The 18,651-nt window shown below is 41.2% G+C and carries 16 protein-coding genes and 1 pseudogene; 8 read left to right on the top strand and 9 right to left on the bottom strand.

The window, feature by feature from the left end:
• The first annotated feature begins 12 nt into the window (after positions 1 to 12).
• Positions 13 to 1,032: a UDP-glucose 4-epimerase GalE gene (gene galE / locus WJM94_RS11580; protein ID WP_444494364.1), complete on the top strand. Its 1,020-nt coding sequence runs from the start codon at positions 13 to 15 to the stop codon at positions 1,030 to 1,032.
• A 362-nt stretch (positions 1,033 to 1,394) separates the two neighbouring features.
• Here the strand turns inward: galE and WJM94_RS11575 are convergent, their stop codons facing one another.
• The gene (locus WJM94_RS11575; protein WP_444494363.1) at positions 1,395 to 3,566 is read right to left on the bottom strand and encodes a TonB-dependent hemoglobin/transferrin/lactoferrin family receptor; all 2,172 of its coding nucleotides are present in this window, start codon (positions 3,564 to 3,566) and stop codon (positions 1,395 to 1,397) included.
• Positions 3,567 to 3,800: 234 nt separating this feature from the next.
• On the opposite strand from WJM94_RS11575, the gene WJM94_RS11570 reads away from it, so the two are divergent.
• Positions 3,801 to 4,688, top strand: a complete 888-nt coding sequence (locus WJM94_RS11570) for a LysR family transcriptional regulator (RefSeq protein ID WP_444494362.1) — start codon at positions 3,801 to 3,803, stop codon at positions 4,686 to 4,688.
• 93 nt (positions 4,689 to 4,781) lie between these two features.
• On the opposite strand, the gene WJM94_RS11565 is transcribed toward WJM94_RS11570, so the two are convergent.
• Positions 4,782 to 7,415: a bifunctional acetate--CoA ligase family protein/GNAT family N-acetyltransferase gene (locus WJM94_RS11565; RefSeq protein ID WP_444494361.1), complete on the bottom strand. Its 2,634-nt coding sequence runs from the start codon at positions 7,413 to 7,415 to the stop codon at positions 4,782 to 4,784.
• A 244-nt stretch (positions 7,416 to 7,659) separates the two neighbouring features.
• Here WJM94_RS11565 and WJM94_RS11560 point away from each other — a divergent pair, with 244 nt between their 5' ends.
• From WJM94_RS11560 to WJM94_RS11540, 5 genes and pseudogenes are all read left to right on the top strand, one after another.
• Entirely contained in the window at positions 7,660 to 8,229 is a 570-nt protein-coding gene (locus WJM94_RS11560) for an SPOR domain-containing protein (protein WP_444494360.1), read from the top strand.
• Positions 8,230 to 8,378: 149 nt separating this feature from the next.
• Complete coding sequence (locus WJM94_RS11555; protein WP_444494359.1) at positions 8,379 to 9,368, top strand: D-alanine--D-alanine ligase; 990 nt, start codon at positions 8,379 to 8,381, stop codon at positions 9,366 to 9,368.
• A 114-nt stretch (positions 9,369 to 9,482) separates the two neighbouring features.
• Positions 9,483 to 9,863 (top strand): DUF3319 domain-containing protein, encoded by a 381-nt coding sequence (locus tag WJM94_RS11550; RefSeq protein WP_444494358.1) that lies wholly within the window; start codon positions 9,483 to 9,485, stop codon positions 9,861 to 9,863.
• Between the two features lie 4 nt (positions 9,864 to 9,867).
• Positions 9,868 to 10,179 (top strand): stress response translation initiation inhibitor YciH, encoded by a 312-nt coding sequence (gene yciH / locus WJM94_RS11545; RefSeq protein WP_444494357.1) that lies wholly within the window; start codon positions 9,868 to 9,870, stop codon positions 10,177 to 10,179.
• A 396-nt stretch (positions 10,180 to 10,575) separates the two neighbouring features.
• Positions 10,576 to 11,463, top strand: a pseudogene (locus WJM94_RS11540) (ISNCY family transposase); the annotation flags it as partial.
• A gap of 451 nt (positions 11,464 to 11,914) precedes the next feature.
• Here WJM94_RS11540 and WJM94_RS11535 read toward each other — a convergent pair.
• Complete coding sequence (locus WJM94_RS11535; protein WP_444494356.1) at positions 11,915 to 12,211, bottom strand: hypothetical protein; 297 nt, start codon at positions 12,209 to 12,211, stop codon at positions 11,915 to 11,917.
• A gap of 526 nt (positions 12,212 to 12,737) precedes the next feature.
• On the opposite strand from WJM94_RS11535, the gene WJM94_RS11530 reads away from it, so the two are divergent.
• A complete protein-coding gene (locus tag WJM94_RS11530; protein ID WP_444494355.1) occupies positions 12,738 to 12,959 on the top strand; it encodes a hypothetical protein in 222 nt (73 codons plus the stop codon).
• A 79-nt stretch (positions 12,960 to 13,038) separates the two neighbouring features.
• Here the strand turns inward: WJM94_RS11530 and WJM94_RS11525 are convergent, their stop codons facing one another.
• From WJM94_RS11525 to vxrA, 6 genes are all read right to left on the bottom strand, one after another.
• On the bottom strand, positions 13,039 to 13,431 hold the full coding sequence (locus tag WJM94_RS11525; protein ID WP_444494354.1) for a universal stress protein: 393 nt from the start codon (positions 13,429 to 13,431) through the stop codon (positions 13,039 to 13,041).
• A gap of 776 nt (positions 13,432 to 14,207) precedes the next feature.
• Positions 14,208 to 14,366: a YoaH family protein gene (locus WJM94_RS11520; protein ID WP_444494353.1), complete on the bottom strand. Its 159-nt coding sequence runs from the start codon at positions 14,364 to 14,366 to the stop codon at positions 14,208 to 14,210.
• A gap of 42 nt (positions 14,367 to 14,408) precedes the next feature.
• Positions 14,409 to 15,530, bottom strand: a complete 1,122-nt coding sequence (locus tag WJM94_RS11515) for a conjugal transfer protein TraF (RefSeq protein WP_444494352.1) — start codon at positions 15,528 to 15,530, stop codon at positions 14,409 to 14,411.
• 59 nt (positions 15,531 to 15,589) lie between these two features.
• The gene (locus WJM94_RS11510) at positions 15,590 to 16,471 is read right to left on the bottom strand and encodes a DUF2861 family protein (RefSeq protein WP_444494351.1); all 882 of its coding nucleotides are present in this window, start codon (positions 16,469 to 16,471) and stop codon (positions 15,590 to 15,592) included.
• On the bottom strand, positions 16,471 to 17,133 hold the full coding sequence (gene vxrB, locus WJM94_RS11505; protein WP_444494350.1) for a response regulator transcription factor VxrB: 663 nt from the start codon (positions 17,131 to 17,133) through the stop codon (positions 16,471 to 16,473). Before vxrB ends, WJM94_RS11510 begins: the two co-directional genes overlap by 1 nt.
• Positions 17,108 to 18,562, bottom strand: coding sequence for a sensor histidine kinase VxrA (vxrA, locus tag WJM94_RS11500; protein WP_444494349.1), 1,455 nt, complete (start codon positions 18,560 to 18,562; stop codon positions 17,108 to 17,110). Before vxrA ends, vxrB begins: the two co-directional genes overlap by 26 nt.
• Positions 18,563 to 18,651: the final 89 nt, after the last annotated feature.

Raw genomic sequence — 18,651 nt, 5'->3', positions numbered from 1 at the left:
AGGAACAATAAAATGAAGGTACTTGTTACAGGTGGTATGGGTTATATCGGAAGCCACACTTGTATTCAGATGATTGAAGCTGGGATGACACCAGTAATTTTAGATAATCTATATAACAGTAAACCTACTGTGCTAGAGCGGATTGAAAAGGTATGTGGCGTACGTCCAGCTTTCATTCAGGCAGACATTCGAGATAAAGCTGCTTTAGTTGATGCGCTTATATCAAATAATATTGAGGCGGTTATTCATTTCGCTGGCCTAAAAGCCGTCGGGGAATCTGTCGCTAAGCCTTTAGAGTATTATGATAATAACGTAAACGGTACATTGGTTTTAGTTGATGCGATGCGAGAAGTGGGTGTTAAATCACTGGTATTTAGCTCTTCGGCAACCGTTTACGGTGACCCGGCGTCTGTGCCAATTACAGAAGACTTTCCAACTAGCGCAACAAATCCATATGGACGCAGTAAATTGATGGTAGAAGAGTGCTTAACTGACTTTCAAAATGCAAACCCAGACTGGAGCATCACACTTCTACGTTATTTCAATCCTGTAGGTTCTCATCCAACAGGAGAGTTGGGTGAAGATCCACAGGGTATTCCAAATAACCTGATGCCATTTATCTCTCAAGTCGCGGTAGGTCGCCGAGAGTTCCTATCTGTATTTGGCAGTGATTATCCAACAAAGGATGGTACTGGAGTACGTGATTATATTCACGTAATGGACTTGTCTGATGGGCACGTTGCAGCATTAGATAAAGTAGGCCGTAAAGCGGGTTTACATGTTTATAACTTAGGCACTGGTAATGGTTATAGTGTTATAGAAATGGTCGATGCATTCATAAAAGCAAGTGGTAAAGACGTTCCTTACAAATTGGTTGAACGTCGACCTGGTGATATTGCAGAATGTTGGGCTAACCCTAATAAAGCAACCTCTGAATTAGGCTGGAAAGCATCGCGCACACTTGAAGAGATGACAGCCGATACGTGGAGATGGCAATCGAATAATCCACAAGGGTATCCTGACTCAAATTAATGTATTTCACATGTTAATAACAAAAAAGGCGCATTACTGTGCCTTTTTTGATCTAACTCGTAAAAATCGTAAATTTGAAGTTAAAAGGTAGCAACGGATATTAGAACTGCTAGACTATGTACGATTTTAAATTTAGGTCTTTAGTTTATCTTCATTATTGAGGTCGTTTATGGAGTTAGGTCTAATCATCGCATTCATCGTTGCAGCCGCTGTGATGGTGAAAAAAGAGATGGCACAACAGTAAGTTTTCATTTTTCATACTTTTATTTACCTTTTTGAAATGAAAACTGTTAGAAAAGCCAGCATTATGCTGGCTTTGTTGTATCTGTAGCTAAAAACGCCATTAAAATTAAGTAATCACCTTAGAATTGATAATCTACCGAAACACCCCAATTGCGGCCAGGTTGGCTATAGAAATCTTTATTATCTGAGCTATCCAAGCCACGTACATCCTGATACGTCCAGTATTTCTTATCTAACGCATTAAATAGACCTGCTGAAATAGTTAAGTCTCTCACTGGTGTGTAGTAAGCGGTAACGTCCATCACACCGTAACCTGAAGAATCGATTTGATCTTCATCTGCCCAGTTATCTTTTTTAGCTGAGAGTTTAAGGGAAGCTAGCGCGCCAAACTGGTGTTCATCGTTATCGTAGCCTAAACCGAACACAGATGAGAGTGGAGCCACTGATTCCAACTCCTTGCCAGTCGACTTGTCTTCACTGTCCAAATAGGTAACATAAATTTTCGTGTACATACCTTTAGGTGCAGAAAAGCTTTCATCTAACAGCAGAGTAGAGCTGAACTCTACGCCGGAGATGTTAACTTCATCGCGGTTTACAATAGTAAAGCGATCTTTGTCTGGATCTACGCTGACGAGATTCTCTGAATCAATGAAATCTTTGTATTGGGTGATAAACCCAGTAAGTTCAAACTTAGCGAAGTCATTCTGACCACGGAAGCCCATTTCGTACGAAAGACTTTTCTCTGCTTCTAGATCCGGGTTTGGAACAAACTCTGCGCCAGTATTGTATTCATAGTAAAGTTGTTCAATTGTTGGCGCTTTGAAGCCTTGGCTGATCTGGGCAAAGGTACTTAGCTTGTCATTGAAGTGGTATACCGCCCCCAGTTTGCCAGTCAACGCATCATTGCTGTTCTTTTTACGAACTGTGGTAAATCCTTCATCTGAAGATGGGTCTGCTTCAAACGAGTCATATCGAATACCTGCGTTTAGCACAAGTGTATCTTCAAATAGAAAGGCATTGTCCTGCAAGAACACGCCCCATTGATTTACTTTCGCGTCTGGTATCGTAGTCGAACCGGGATTACTGGTATTTGTGTCGTGATAGATATCAATGTTATTTAGGTCAAACTCAGTGTTTACGTAGCTTACGCCGTAGGTAAGTTCATGAACAGAGTTGCCCAACGTGACGAGTTTTCCAAACTGACCATCGAATTGAATCGATTTATCTTCGGCCTGGCGTAACCGAGTTCGGTCACCTGAGTAACCGATATAACCTAAGTGATCAGCCACGTTCGAAAAGTTTTCGTTTACTGTTTCCGTCGTTTGGTAATTTAGACTGAGTTTCATGGAATCGAAAATTACGTTTTCATGAGTCAATTCATAATTTAAACCATAACGAGTACGTGTGGTTTCGTCGGCGCTATTTGTATTCGCGTAAGTTACGCCAGGTATGGATCCGAAGTTGAGAGTGTAATTGCCTTTACGTGTATTTTCGTCATAGTTGTAGTTGTATCGCTCAAAAACGACTCCGATCTTATTAGAGTCATTAAGGCGGTAATACATCTTAGCAAGCACGTTGTTCAGGTCTTTATCAGCCGGGTTTTCAAGACCGCGGTCACTGCCATCGATGTCAGCGCCATCACCGTATGTTTCAAGCTCATTTCCCTTAGCGTATGTACCAATTAACAGCGTTTCTAGAGCACCACGACGCATTGCCCAAGTCAGAGTGTTTTTAAATTGCTCATCAGAAGAATAATAGCTTGATTTGATACCAAATCGACTTTCGTCACCATCTGTCTTTAGTACATCTGAAGGATCTTTTGTTTTCAGAACAACAACGCCAGCCATTGCATCTGAGCCGTAGAGAGTCGAAGAAGGGCCTTTGTTGATCTCAATATTTACTAAAGTATCAAGTTCAATAGCATTAGGATAAATAGCTTGTACCGCTCCACCGCCTGGGTTAAAAGGAGTAGCTTGCTGAACGCCATCAACAACTATTTTTACACGATCGCCTTCCATACCGCGTATATTAAATCCTGAGATTCCAAAACGGTCAGAGGTTGTCGCTTCTACACCTGGGGTATACTGAACGGCATCGTAAAGGTTTTTGGAAAGAGAACGGTCGATGTCTTTTGAAGAAATAGACTCAACAGAAGATGAAACGTCAGTAATGTTTTGTTCGGTACGGGTGGCAGAAACAACAACTTCTTTGAATTGCGAAATATCTTGAGCCTGAGCGGAGTTAGTGAAGGCTAGTACAATTGATGCTGATAATAATGATTTTTTATACATTTACTTTCAATACCTTAAATCCATGATAGGTAATAACAACACTCGGATATTACTTTACCTTAATGATAATTACTATCATTACCATTAATATTTGTAATTTTTAATCTCACATCTAGTTGCAATTAAAGGATTGGTAGTCTTTATTAATCAATGTGTTATATTGTTTATCCTTGTTTTTTGATAAATCTATCCAAATACCATCAATGTGACTACAGTCACATAAAGGGAGTTAATGTGCATAGCCCGATCACTTTAGAGGCACTTCATATACTGGATGCTATCGACCGAAGAGGAAGTTTTGCTGCTGCAGCGAATGAATTAGACAGAGCACCTTCGTCACTCAGTTATCAAATTCAAAAGCTCGAACAAGATTTAGATATCATTATTTTTGACCGTTCTGGCCACAAAGCTCATTTTACTGAAGCAGGTAAACTTATCCTTGAACGAGGAAGAGATATCCTGAAAGCCAGCGAGAAGTTGGTAAACGATGCAACAGTACTAGCTAACGGATGGGAGCTAGATATTACTATTGCATTCGATGGGATTATTCCAGTTTCAAATTTTTTCCCTATGGTTGATGCTCTATCTGAGGTCAGCTCTACCAGAGTCAGACTACAGGAAGAGATATTAGCGGGCAGTTGGGAAGCATTGAACACCGGTCGTGCCGATCTTTTAATTTGCCCGTCTTTGGATACGCTTCCTCAAGAAGTTAAGTCAGAAAAAATCGGTAAAATGACCATGTATTGGGTAGCGGCTGCAAATCACTACGTGCATAAGCGTAGTGGGGAGTTTGATGATGCTGCGCGCGAAAAATACCGGATCATTGCGATTGCAGATACTGCACGAGAGCAGCCAGCACTATCTATCAATATAATTCAGAAACAACCAAGATTAACGGTTACCAATTTTACCGCTAAAGTTGATGCACTAACTGCAGGATTAGGGATTGGCACACTTCCAAGTCAAATCGCCCAACCTATGATTGACAGTGGCGTGTTAAAGAGAATAGAGGGTACAGAGCCTATACCTATGGAGATCATTCTAGCTTGGCGAAGAAACACCATGGGAGAGGCTAAATCCTGGTGTATTCAGTACTTAAAGAAAAATTGGGCATTAAAGTGACATTGTCACTTTAAGGGTGCGAATACCTATTTATTCGCACTCTTTTTAATCGTTGGTGCCTGCTTTTAAGGCTTCAGTCTTGCTTTGCTGCTTCTAGTTCAGATGTAAAACCATATCCGCAGTGCCATCCTCGAACTGCACATCAATTTTAAAACCAAGGCTCTGGGCAAGCATTAACATTCCGCGGTTAGTAGGCATCGTCATGCCTGAGATTTGTTTAGTTCCTTTTACTTTGCAATAGCTAATAATTTTTTGCATAAGTACTTTACCTAACCCTTTACCTTTAAGGTCTGAACGGATAAGGATCGCAAACTCGGCATCACTATTATCTGGTGTGATCAGTGCACGAGCCACACCTATAATTGATGGGCCGTTGCTATCAAAAGCAACCGCTACAAATGCCATTTCTCGGTCATAATCTATTTGTGTAAAGTTAGCCAGAGCTTCATGGTTGAACTCTCCGACTTCAGAGAAAAATCGTTTATAGAGATCTTCTCTTGACACACTATTTATGAATTGAGCATGAAGAGGTTCATCTTCGGGCAAGATAGGGCGAAGTAATACGGGCTGACCATCGCGTAAAGTTATGGTTTCGACAAACTCAGCAGGGAAAGGGCGAATAGCCAGACGTTTCTGTGCATCGCCTTCGTATTTCGTTAACGTAACATCAGCATCAATGATAGTTAGATCACTGCCAGACACTAGAACTGGATGGATATCCAGTCTTTGTATTTCAGGTAACTCAACGGCCATTTGCGAGATACGAACTAAGAATTTTGAAAGCTCGGTAATATCGAGGGCATCTTTATGCTTCTGTAAGCGAATTTTTCCTGATTTTAGTGCGAAGACAACCAAATAACGTGCGAGCGTCATATTTAAAGGAGGCAAGGCTGCTACGGCGTCTTGAGCAATGTTCCATTCAGAACCGCCTTGTCCGAGCAAAATTACCGGCCCAAACACTTTGTCAACCGCAATACTGATCCGTATCTCTTCTGCGCTACCAAGCTTTGCCATGCCTTGCACTAACAGGCCATGGATGTTTGCAGATGGATAACTGAGTTTCACTGAATCCAAAATAGAATTAGAGGCTACAGAGACTTCATTACTGTTTCGTAAGTTCAACGCAACCCCATGTACGTCCGACTTATGTGGGATGTCGGGAGAGCGAAGTTTTACCGCTACCGGGTAGCCGATATTCTCCGCCATATGTACCGCTTCTATAGGATCAGACGCAATCCAGGTTGGTAGCACATTAAAACCAAAGAACTTAAATAGTGGGCTAGTTTGATGTGTATCTAGTGATACTGTATATTTATCCAGTAGTCGTTCATTTACCCATTCAATCGCAGAGTTAACGCTACCCGAGTGTAATGGTTCTGCTGTTGTCGGCGTCTCCATTAATTGCTTTTGGTTTCTTCTGTATTCCACAAGGTGCATGTATGCAACTACAGAACTTTCAGGCGTCCGATAAGTAGGAATCCCTGCCTGTGTAAATGCCAAACGAGCTTCGCGAGACGTTTGTTCACCCGACCAGTTAGTAAGAATGTTGAAATGTTTGTGCCTTGGGTGTGATTTTATCGCCTCAATCACGGCGTGAGCCGTTTCTAAAGGATCGGAAACGGCAGACGGACTATGCATAATCAAAATTGCGTCTGCACAGTCGTTATTCATCAGCGCATTCACGGTGTCGACATAGCGTTTTTTTGTCGCGTCCCCGGCAAGGTCTATAGGGTTAGATTCCCGCCAATTTAAAGGCAGCGCTGATCTTAATTGTTCAACTGACGCTTCATCAAGCGTCGCTAAATTACCGCCGCGCTCAAATAGTGTATCCACCGCCATCACAGCTGGACCGCCACCATTAGTGATTATGGCCAAACGCTCACCACGCAATGGCACAGAATGGGTCAGGGTCTCTACTGCAGCGAAAAGCTCATGGGTGTTACTTACACGCAACATACCAGTACGGCGAATCGCGGTGTCATAAATTATGTCTAAAGGGTCTCCGTCTTGCTGATCAATCGTATTCATTGCCTTAGAACGGCCGGCTTTTAAGACGAGAATTCGACGATTTCGAGAAGCGGCTCGGGCTGCAGACAGGAAGCGGCGAGCATCCCGAATTGAATCGACATAGAGCAAAATGGCCTCTGTATGTCCATCCATACTTAAGTGATCTAACAGATCTGCGAAATCGATATCCTGACCACGTCCGATCGAAATAAATGAAGAAAAACCAATGTTTTTGTCGTTTGCCCAATCGAGCACTGTGGTACAAACCGCAGCTGACTGGGAAATAAAAGCTATCTTGCCAGGTTTGGCCGCGACTGGAGAGAATGTGCAGTTAAAGTTATGCCATGGGAGAATTATCCCCAAACTATTCGGTCCTAAAACCCGAATATTGAGAGACGATACATCAATAACTCGAGCATCGTCGGAGATAACGATTGCAAATTGCGTCCCGCGCTCATCTAACTCTTTTAACAATTGTTCGTTACGAGAAGCATTGGTACAAAGAATTGCAATATCAGGGGTATAGGGCAGGGAAGCAATGTCTGGATAAGCGATAACCCCCAATACACTTTTATATTTTGGCGTCACTGGCATAATCGCTCCACCAAAACCACTTTGAAGCAGATTACGCATGACCACATGCCCAGCGCGTAGTTCTCTTTGTGATGCGCCTACTACCGCAACTGAATCAGGTTTAAATAGCTTATGTAGTTTATTCATTCAGATTCCTTGCCTTTAACGCGATACTGGCCAGAGCTTTATTGTACGGATATCAATAATCATAAACGAATAACTCTTAGATAAAACACGCACACAATGAACATTGAAGAAAATCTGTACCAAGCTTGCGTAGTTTGTGTCACTCATCACATCAAATAGGGAGATTATTGTATTTGATGCTTGATAATCGAGTCTGCTATCGGCATGATTTATCTTAATATTTATTCAGAGCGTTTGTTAATTCATGAAAAAGACCGCAATCATCGGCTTAACCCTTATTCTTTCCGCTTGTGCATCTGAAACTTACATTACAGATGTGAGCTCAGAGAGTTATCAGGAGGAGTTCACTCCAGACGTAATATCAAAACCTATTATGACATCAGAGAATGCAGTAGTTGAGAAAGACGTCACACAAAAAGTGGTTAAAATGACGGCTAAACCTGAAGAGAAAAGAGTCGTAAAACTTTCTCCAAAAGAGCAGGTAAAACCAGTTAAGATCATTCCGCCAAGTAATGAACAATCGGGCATTCAACGTTTTGGATACACAATCCAGGTTGTAGCGGTCGGTAGTGAATCAAAAGTAACTCAGTTTGCAAATAAATTACCGCAGAACGAGCAACCAATCTGGAAGAATTACAAGATGGTTAATGGAACTAAGTGGTACTCGATCTTATACGGAGATTACGCAACAAGTGCGGAGGCTCAGCAGGCTATCTCAACACTTCCAACCCAGTTCCGCGAATTAAAGCCTTTTGTTAAAAGTATTGATGCGATTAAAAACTCAGCTTACCCAACACTTAGCAAGCTAAACTGATCAAACGAAATAGGGGGCGTTTTGCTCCCTTTTTTATTTGTTTAAATCGTACCCGAACGAAACACCTCACAGTAAAATAACTGTACGTTACTCCTCAAAGGGTTATCATAACGACTAGTATCTTTTGTAGGTCACGGAAAGATTGATTCATGATTAAAAATATTCTTCTATTATGCGGTGGTGGTTCTTCAGAGCATGAGATTTCATTGCTGTCTGCTAATTTTGTTGAACAACAATTAAACCTGATTGAGAACATCAACGTAACGCGCGTAGAAATCAAAAACGAAGGTTGGATGACCAACCAAGGCGAACTGGTTTATTTAGACCTTAATACCAAACGCTTATGTTCTGACAACTCTAATCAGGCAATCGACTTCATCGTACCATGCATTCATGGTTTTCCTGGAGAAACGGGAGATATTCAATCACTGTTTGAAATTGCAGGCATTCCTTATCTAGGTTGTGGGCCAGAAGCTAGCAGCAACAGCTTCAACAAAATCACATCAAAGCTTTGGTACGATGCGTTAGGTATCCCGAACACTCCATATTTATTCTTAACTAAAAATGATGAGCAAGCCCATATCAAAGCAAAGCAAGCTTTTGATAAGTGGGGCAAAGTATTCGTAAAAGCAGCTAGACAAGGTTCATCTGTAGGTTGTTACAGCGTCACTCAAAAGGAAGCCATTTCGGATGCGGTTAATGCAGCATTTGGATACTCAGAACAAGTTTTAGTAGAAAAGTCCGTTAGGCCTAGAGAGCTAGAAGTTGCTGCTTATGAAATGAATGGTCAATTGTATATCACCAAACCAGGCGAAGTGATCGCACCTGATGGTACGTTTTACTCATACGATGAAAAGTACAGCAGCACTAGCCATTCACTGACGGAAATAGAAGCAAAGAACCTGACGCAAGATCAAATCGACACGATTAAGCAAGAGTCAGAGACAGTGTTTAAACAGATGAACCTTCGTCATCTGTCTCGTATCGACTTTTTCCTGACTGAAGATGGTGAAATCTACTTAAACGAAGTTAATACGTTCCCAGGTATGACACCAATATCTATGTTCCCGAAGATGCTTCAAAACAATGGTCATAAATTCCACGAGTTTCTTGAAGACTGTATCAATAGTGCAATGTAATTAACGTCACTTAGAAACACACTATATTAAGACGTACCTTTACGGAGCATCTAGCAGAGCAACGCTCATTAAAAAAATGGTTTTAGCAACGAACTAAAAAGACGGGTCATTGGCATGGCAGTTACAACTTATCGAGGTTTTAACCTAAAATCTGGCTTGGATGGCAAACTTTGGAAAGTGAAAATCAAAAACCACGTTTTACAAGGCAATCTAACGGCAGTAAAAAAAAGTATTGATTGGTGGTGTGATACTGCGTCGATTATAGATCCGAAAGAGTTCGCATCTCTTAATCAAAAAAAACTAAGCTCTGCAGAAGCACAATCAGAAAGTTTTAACGGCTATACTTTGAAAAACGATACTGGCGAGCCAAATGCGTGGTACTGCATGTTCAATGGTAAATTGATTAAAGGCGGTAAAGTTGCCATTCAGCGTCATATCGAAGCTTTTTTAGTTGCGAAACAAAAAGCGTTGCAAGCCCAACAACAAAAGAAATGACAACATGACATTAGTATATTCTACAGAAACTGGCCGTATTAAACCGGAAGAAGAGAAAGTCACTCGTCCTAAAGGTGACGGCATCGTGCGTATTCAGCGCGAAACAAAAGGCCGTAAAGGCAAAGGCGTTTGTATCGTCACAGGTCTAGATCTCGATGATGCGCCACTTAAATTACTTGCCGCAGAACTCAAAAAAGTTTGTGGGTGTGGTGGATCTGTCAAGGATGGCAACATCGAAATTCAAGGTGACGCTCGTGATAAAATCAAAGCACATCTTGAAAAGAAAGGCATGACCGTAAAGCTCGCTGGCGGATAAACAGAAAAAAGCGTCAATTAAGACGCTTTTTTTCTATCTGCGTTTTTGTAAGTAGAAGACGACTCTCGTTTAGTATGGGCTGTTAGAAAGCTAATTGAAGATTGAGCAATCGTAGATTGATAGATCGATATTAGCTATTTTATGGTAAATAGCCGTTATGTTTAATAGAACCAAATGCCATACAGATTTATTCCTCGTAATTTTAAATCTGAGAGGGATAGGAGGCTTAACTGGATAAGATCTTACGTAGCGTCATAATGCATTTAACATAACACATATAATACGCACTAAAAATGTAAGAGCTATTTAGAATTGTCCGGTATGAGCTATTTTAAAATGTCCTCTTATACTTATGGAAATCCATTCGTTTGAGGACATCAACCGATGCTGATTGCTATGAGTGAACGTGATATTCAGCGATTTAAAGTGCTTAATGATCTACGTGACCATCGATTAAGCCAAATGGATGCCGCTGACATCCTACATCTTTCAACAAGACAAGTTCGTAGGCTCTTGTCTCTGTTAAATGAACAAGGTGCCTCTGCATTAGCACACTCAGCCAGAGGTCGTCCCAGTAACCGATGTTATTCAAGTCAATTTAAGGCGACAGTCCTAGAGATCATTCGAGATCACTACAGTGATTTTTCTCCTACATTTGCCTTAGAAAAATTGACTGAACATCATAATCTCGCCGTCTGTAAAGAAACTCTCCGTCAATGGATGATTGCTGATGGTCTTTGGGTGCCACATTCTCAGCGTAAGCCTCGTGTTTATCAGCCTCGTTATCGCCGTGACTGCTTTGGTGAGCTCATCCAAATTGATGGCTCTCATCATGACTGGTTTGAAGGACGCAGCGACAAGTGTTGCCTGCTGGTTTTCATCGATGATGCGACCGGTCGCCTGATGAACCTGCGTTTTAGCGAGACCGAATCCGCCTTCGACTATATGGTTGCAACACGAGAATACCTCAACGAACATGGTAAACCGGTGGCATTCTATAGTGATAAGCACTCGATATTTCGGGTCAACCAGGAAAAACACAAGCAAGTTGGTCAAACCCAATATGGACGTATATTACGCGAACTGGGTATAGAACTGATTTGCGCCAACAGCTCGCAGGCCAAAGGCCGTGTCGAGCGAGCCAATCAAACGTTACAGGATCGCTTAGTGAAAGAAATGCGTCTGCAAGGTATTGATAATATGGAGCAAGCGAATGCCTGGCTTCCCTACTTCATCGCTGATTTTAACCGACGCTTTGCCAAACTGGCACACTATCCAAAAGACAGTTACGAATCATCAACCCGGTATTAATCAACCCTGAGGCCTTCAAAGCCAGTATCAATAAACGTTGACTCTCCTACTCGTTCAATTTATCTAACCGGACATTTCTACTTTGCTGACAATAGGACATTTTAAAGTGGGAATAACAAAAAAGGGATAATCTGGGCTAGGATTTAACAATTGCTAACTATTTGATTAGTCGTTTCATAAGTGTCTGATAACTCGGCTGTAAATTTATATTCTGTGATTTTTTCCGTTCAAGTTACTTGTACTATCCGTGGCGCTTGTTTAGAACACTCTACGAAAAACACCGAAATGCCCGACCACCACAAAATGATGCGTTCGGTTTGGGCTAAAACAATAAGAAAAATAATTTCAGTCAGTTATCCAAAAACGACTTCAACACCCGTACCCTGAGGACCAGCACCTATACCTCGCTTCTACACTTACAATGCTATTGGTGGGCAGTAACGTGCTTAGTTTCGAATGTAGTCCAAGTATCGTTTTTCAAAAGCGTCACGAACGCAGTTTCATCATCGCTGTATTCTTTTACTACTGTAGAGTTAACCAAATCTTTTTCAGTCGGCTCATTGTAGAAATGGCAATGCCTCTGATTTTCGGGCACTCCCCATTTTGCGCAGTTTGTGCGGCAATAATGACAGCCATCTGAAGCAGTGCGCTCCGGATGGCTATAAGAAGTAAAACTGGTAATCGACAACATTACAGCTAGCACTAACATTGTATATTTCACTGAATATACTCCATCTAATTGATTATATTTTTGTAGTACTAAGTATTTACCAATATGGGACCGAGCACATAAAAATACACCAAAGTTGTGAGCCATGTTGACTATAAATCTAATCTTTAGCTTCTAATACGAGTACCGTTTCTTATATATCTTGTAGTCCTTGGTGATGGCAATTTGATACTTTAAATTCATCGCCATAAGCGCAAACATCACGATGGATTCAGAAATGAGGCGTTTTCCATCCAAGGCCCCTACTTGCTTGCTCGGTCTCCAACTGTCCGACAATCCTATAAAACCCAATGGTCGTGAGAAATACCAATTGTTCCGCGTCTCATAGTTAAACGACGCTATATTCGGCGGGGTTAAGCGTCTTCTTCATACAAAGAGAACAAATGTGTAACAGTTGGCGTCTATCCTTTATCTCAATAAGGTCGATAGTATTGCAATAATCCACCATTAAATTGATTTCATATCAAATAGACGCTATGGTCAGTAGATACCCCCAAACAATATAAGGATAAAAGCGATGAATAAACTGTTAGCTTCTGCATTACAAATTAAACAGCGGACAATGGTTACAGGCTTTTTCGCTCGAAATGGATTCAAGATTGCGATGACCGATTTTGATGACGTGACGTTTGAGCGAGGAGGTGTTCAAGTTAACGTACATTTCGATATGGACTCCAATGCTGAATCAGCGTCTATCTGGTCCAAAAACTCCAACAATCTACTGCGTTCTTCGCGCTAACTTCCCCCCAAAGCGATATATCAGAAGAGCACAACAAACTTAAAAGCCGGGCTTATCAAGCTCGGCTTTATAGACTTTGCTACTCATCATGAAGGTAGACAACCAATAAGTCAGCTTCTACAGCGTTAGCGACTTTCGGAACTGAAGAAAAAAACCGGCTAAGTAGATTATGATGATGGCCGCACACTACTAAATCTATATCGTCCTTTTTGACTATTCCTTGCAATTTTGTATGGAGATCCCCCAATACGACCGCAATATCAGCAACTGGATATTCACACTCGTCTGCAAGAACTTGTAGCTCTGCATGTAACTTATGCTCTTCTCTAGGCTCCAATATCACTCTGTCGACATCGACGTATACGAAGGAAAGCTTACTGTTTGATTCTCGTGCCTGGCCGATCGCTTTATCTATGACAGCTTTACTAGTTTGAGATAAATCGACAGCGACTAATATATGCTTGTAGCTCATTACTTTTTCTCCGGCTTGTAACCCATAGACGTCCCCTAAGTCTAGTTCAGCTATATCAACACGATATATACGAAACCCTAGAATTCGCAATTATCGTAATAGCGTCACACAAACCTATGTATATTTCACGGCCAGTCAATGTTACAGCGTAACCACAATTCTATTATTGATTAACTCAGATTTTATCGTCAGACAGTAGGTACATATGTAGACGCTTTGTCATACCTTGTTGCTATACCATCAAAATTTTAGAAACCACTTACTACAATTCAAAATCTATCGCTACAAAGTAAAGATCTTTTATTTAACTCATAAGAGCATGTGCAAGTGCTCACTGTTCTCAAATCTACCTATCTACAATGACTGGAATTTAAAATAGTTTAGTTACAACGTAGCATATGTAAATTTTCAGCATAATCCACTACATTAGATTAACACCAAAACCATGAATGTAATTAAGTTACATAAAGAGTCTCCAGCAACCCGACAATCAGTATTTAAATCCATAATAACCAATTGTTTATTAAGAAATTAATCCATTTAATTTAAAGATTTACCTTAATAGCGGTCATGGAAAAACATTAGGTTAACTGATGTTAGTAAAATTTTACCTTACGAATTGCAGGTTGTTACCACACTACTTTAAGTGCTGTATCTCTGAGGTGGAGTGACATCGTCACCTAATTTTAGATATGAAAGGTATGTGAAGGAGGGGCTGAACAATCGATTTGACGAGGCATAAAAAAACAGGGCCTATGCCCTGCTTCTTACTATCTTTAGTTTTGTTTCTGTTTTTCGGCGTACTTGGCTCGAATCTGTCCAGCAACAATTTTTATCGCTTCAGCAGTACTTGTCCCTTTAGACATTAACTCTTGAATCTGTTCTACGGCTTGCTGTTGTTCTTCGTGTGATAGAGGGGGTAAATCGTCAAACATAAAAAAGCTCCTCATTATGAGGAGCAGACTATAACGATTCGTTTAATAGGTCGCAAGGAAATTAATCGAAGCCCCCATGGCATTTTCATTTGTATAGCGAGCAGCAATATCTAGCTCTATCAAGTTTAGTGGAGACAGTCCTATACCAGCGGTTAAAGTCCCCTCGTCATTACTTCGCGCTAGATTTTTCATGTAGCCAGCTCGAAGAGCCAGTTGGCGCAAAATATCAAACTCCAGGCCAGCTCGGATCATTTGAGTATTGTCATCAAATGATGAAAAACGTTTTTCTTCATTCAGGTCGTAATCAATACTCACGGAAAAGTAATCCGCTACGATGCCAGCCCCAACGGTGTAAACTGGACGCATACTATATTGATAAGCTTGAATAGGATTTCCGTTGTACTGGATAGCCTTAGTTTCAACATCCCTTCCTATTAAGTTTTTAGCCGATATGCCTAAACGGTAAGGTCCGTAGAACCAAAGAGCACCTGCGTCCAAGTTAAACATAGTTTCCGCGGTTTCGTTTTCACGTAAATCAGTCGCATCAAAGTTATTAAAGCTCGTTGCGTAAGAGTAAGTGTAAATACGTTGAAGCTTAGGTGTGATACCGAATGATAGATGTTGGTTCAAGTAGTTTGTGTATTTAGCTAATGAAATACCAGCTTCTACAACGCCAATACTTACGCCTTGTACATAACTATCATTTAACGGATTGAACCCAGTCGTATCTATCTTTGGCTGGACAAAAGACTCTGTATAAAGCTTTCCGTACACCGTAGCAGATAGAAATTTGTTAGGGATACCTACAGCGACAACACCACCAAGATCAAAGTCTACTTTCTGATTTCTAATAGCATCCATCGCAATTTCGATTTCATTTACATCAGTAAGTTTACTGATTCGATCAATCTCATCAATTAAGTCATCTTGATCGTCGAAACTGAAACCGAAACTTGGAACAATCATACCTGCGTCATCATTTCGACGATAGATTGCCGCTAGTGCTGGGTTAAAGAACGGAGCGGTGAGGTAACTGGCTGATACAGTACCCACACCACCCATCGCATCACTACGAGCTTCGATTGTATAAGTAGCAGCAGATGAAACATTAGAAAATAGAGATGCGGCAATGGTGGTGGCTAAAAATTTGAACTGAATTTTCATATTACATTTGTGATTTCATTCTTCCTGAACTTATATCGGCACAAATGTAATTTCTTTAACTATTCTTCTTGCGAAAGGTCGTAAGTACGGCTGATAGTTTGCGACTGCTCAACTATAATGTCACCCTGCCAACGGCGACTATTAATGCTTACGGCTAGTACATATCTGTCATTAGGAACATCGGCAAGCTCTAGCGAGTCGGGATAGTTTGACTCATAAGTCTTTTTCCACATTTGCTCATACTGACCATCAATGTAGTCAAAAAGCCCTACTTCAAGTTGAGGTAATGGACAGTGCGGATTTCTTAATGCGCTCTTTTCAACTTTCCAGTTCTCTTTTGACGTCCAACGTACGTATTGGCTTGAATCACTATCGCCCAAAATAACCCACGTTCTGTATTCCTGTTTATCTTTAGCAACTACCGATAAATGATACAACCCCGATTCCAGCTTACCTGTGAGATTGTAACGCTTAAGAAAACCTCGCTCATTCGCTATTTCGGCGCCCTCTGGTATTTCTTCGATACCAAAAGAACTGTCAGCTGAAATAGAAGTATCCACCCAACGCTTAAAAGAGATCTCTTCTATATCTTTAGTAGCTCGGAGCTTGATAACAAGTCTAAAAGTATCTCTTCCCGGGCTTTGGATAGTTTGGCGAATAACGTTCACTCCACTTATCCATTCAGGTAAAGTCACGCCTGTTAGAGACTTGCCACAATCTTTCGTAAGTGATTGACCAAGTAATTCATTCAGGTGAGTGGTCAATTCTCTACTTGGTTCAGTCTGCCACAGTTCCACTAAGGTGTTGAACATTGATGAAAGATCATCTTCAAGAAGGTGTTGATGAGCCTGTGTTAAAGGTGTATTAGTTTGAAACCAATCCATTGCTTGGACTGGTTTCACTAATCCTAATGACAAAACTACTGACAGTAGTATTTTCATTATGCTTTCATTTTGTAGCCGACACCACGAAGTGTCTCTATTTCCAAGCCAGGAAGCTTCTGACGGAGTTGGAGCACATGAGTGTCAACAGTACGAGTTGTCGGGAAATGATTGTAACCCCAAACATGGTCAAGCAGTTCATCACGTGTAAATACTCGACCTAAGTTTGATGCTAAAAACAGCAACAAATCGAACTCTGTACGCGTTAATGTAATCAAGTCACCTTTAAAAACGACTTCACGGGTTGCACGATCAATCTCTAGATCTTTTGTGACAACTTTATCAGCGCCACCCTGTTCTCCTGCATCCGGTGAACGCAGTTGAGCACGAATTCGAGCAAAGAGTTCGGCTTCCGCAAAAGGTTTAGTTAGATAATCATTTGCACCTGAATCAAGTCCAGCCACTTTATCTTTTACAGTAACAAGTGCCGTCAACAAGATAACTGGCACGTCTTTGATCTTTTTCCATTCCGGGAGATATTGTACTGAGTCGCCATCAGGCAACTGGCGATCCAGTATGACTAAATCGGCTTTTTTCCATTGCGGTTCAACGTCGGCAATACGCTCCACATGTAAACACTCATATCCTGCTTGTTCCAGGCTTACTAACAGGCCGTCAGCCAAGTTTTTATCGTCCTCAACGAGAAGCAGTGTCTGTTTCACAAGGTATCTCCAATATAAAGGTTGTAGGTGGTCCAATAAGGGACATTTTTCCGCCCATGCGGCCTACCATAGATTCAACGATTGTCAGTCCAAGTCCTAATCCGCTCTTACTTACGAACGGTTTTTTCAAATTAGTCCAGTCTTTGGCGGTCAAACCACCGGCATCACGGACTTGGAAAACGATTTTTTCTTCACTGGTTTGAACATTAAGTTCAACTGGTGGAACACCATACTTAAGAGCATTACGAAGCAGGTTGTCAATGCAGGTCCCAAGCCAATACACATTAACTTTAGCAGCCACATCTTCGTTTATGTTTATAAGTACAGCATTATCAAACTCTTCTTCAATCTTATATTCTAACCATTCAGCAACGGATGGCACCCAATCGGTTGCAAGCATTTGGTTATCAGATTGCAAATAATCTTTACTAGCCTCCGCTAATTGACGCAAACGACGAGTATCTTCGCATAGTCTACGAAATTCATCATATACACTCTCTGGTAAGTGTTCGAATTCTCGACGAAAACCTTCAACCGTTAATGACAGAGACGCAATTGGTGTTCTTAACTCGTGAGTGAGTATTTGTAATACCAACATACGACTACGTAGCTCTTCACGTTTACTGTTCCATCGGTATACTGCCCAGCCAATCACAAGGAGAATATTCGCGATGACCAAGATGATCATACTGATGCGAAGAATTTGTGAATGATCTTCTACATCCCAGCAAATGTTACCTCGTTTAACAAAGCAGCTTTTGTTTTCTGCCGCTAAGGTATAAGACAGACCTGCACTAGCGACATTTTCTTGCCATATCTCTTTCTCAAATAAGAAATAACGGTCACCACGACGAAGCCAGAACTCATTGCCTTCAATGAACATGCTCGCACCAGAAATCAACGCATTTATGGCGTCGTCATTCATATTTTGCAAGCTTTCAAGTAATTCATCACCCTCTTCATTATCACGCTCTTTAATATGCATGTACTGAGCCAGCTTGGATTTTAACTCTGGATATTTATCTACATAGCGCGCGGCATAAGTACCACCACCCGGATGAATAAGCCCACTACGAGAGAACCAACGCGGCGTGAGATCTGTTCCTTTACAGATGGCACGAGTGAAGACGAGTGGCTCTGTAATCAAGGGGCTGAGTGGCAGTTTACCACGGCAAGTCTTCGCCAAACTATATAGCTGTTGTATGTCTTTCAGCGGATAGTCTGCCGTTTGCGGAAGAAGTGAATCAGGCGCAAGTAACTTTGTCGGATAATTTGATTGCAGAATACGAATATCATACGACTTCAGAGCTACCTCATAGTTAAATAGCTCAGTAAACGTATCTATTCTTTCTGGTAATGAATCGGCTGATGCTGTTGCCGAAAAAATCGGCAAGATCGATGCAAAACCGAGCAAAATCTTGTTAATCAAACTGTTACCGTTACTTATTACATTAGGCCAAACTATACAACAAACCAGATTCAATTGACATCTGCTAACTTCAGGATTTGCATTACTAT

Origin of the sequence: Vibrio sp. YIC-376 (genome assembly GCF_052353105.1) — a bacterium.
Taxonomy (GTDB): Bacteria; Pseudomonadota; Gammaproteobacteria; order Enterobacterales; family Vibrionaceae; genus Vibrio.
This window is presented reverse-complemented; position numbering and strand designations above follow the sequence as displayed.

What these genes read in the sequence shown, in the direction of transcription:
- WJM94_RS11520 (WP_444494353.1), bottom strand. Translation starts at nt 14,366, where the DNA reads ATGTTTGACGATTTACCCCCTCTATCACACGAAGAACAACAGCAAGCC.
- WJM94_RS11555 (WP_444494359.1), top strand. Translation starts at nt 8,379, where the DNA reads ATGATTAAAAATATTCTTCTATTATGCGGTGGTGGTTCTTCAGAGCAT.
- WJM94_RS11560 (WP_444494360.1), top strand. Translation starts at nt 7,660, where the DNA reads ATGAAAAAGACCGCAATCATCGGCTTAACCCTTATTCTTTCCGCTTGT.
- yciH (WP_444494357.1), top strand. Translation starts at nt 9,868, where the DNA reads ATGACATTAGTATATTCTACAGAAACTGGCCGTATTAAACCGGAAGAA.
- WJM94_RS11550 (WP_444494358.1), top strand. Translation starts at nt 9,483, where the DNA reads ATGGCAGTTACAACTTATCGAGGTTTTAACCTAAAATCTGGCTTGGAT.
- WJM94_RS11575 (WP_444494363.1), bottom strand. Translation starts at nt 3,566, where the DNA reads ATGTATAAAAAATCATTATTATCAGCATCAATTGTACTAGCCTTCACT.
- galE (WP_444494364.1), top strand. Translation starts at nt 13, where the DNA reads ATGAAGGTACTTGTTACAGGTGGTATGGGTTATATCGGAAGCCACACT.
- WJM94_RS11565 (WP_444494361.1), bottom strand. Translation starts at nt 7,415, where the DNA reads ATGAATAAACTACATAAGCTATTTAAACCTGATTCAGTTGCGGTAGTA.
- WJM94_RS11515 (WP_444494352.1), bottom strand. Translation starts at nt 15,530, where the DNA reads ATGAAAATTCAGTTCAAATTTTTAGCCACCACCATTGCCGCATCTCTA.
- WJM94_RS11530 (WP_444494355.1), top strand. Translation starts at nt 12,738, where the DNA reads ATGAATAAACTGTTAGCTTCTGCATTACAAATTAAACAGCGGACAATG.
- WJM94_RS11510 (WP_444494351.1), bottom strand. Translation starts at nt 16,471, where the DNA reads ATGAAAATACTACTGTCAGTAGTTTTGTCATTAGGATTAGTGAAACCA.
- WJM94_RS11525 (WP_444494354.1), bottom strand. Translation starts at nt 13,431, where the DNA reads ATGAGCTACAAGCATATATTAGTCGCTGTCGATTTATCTCAAACTAGT.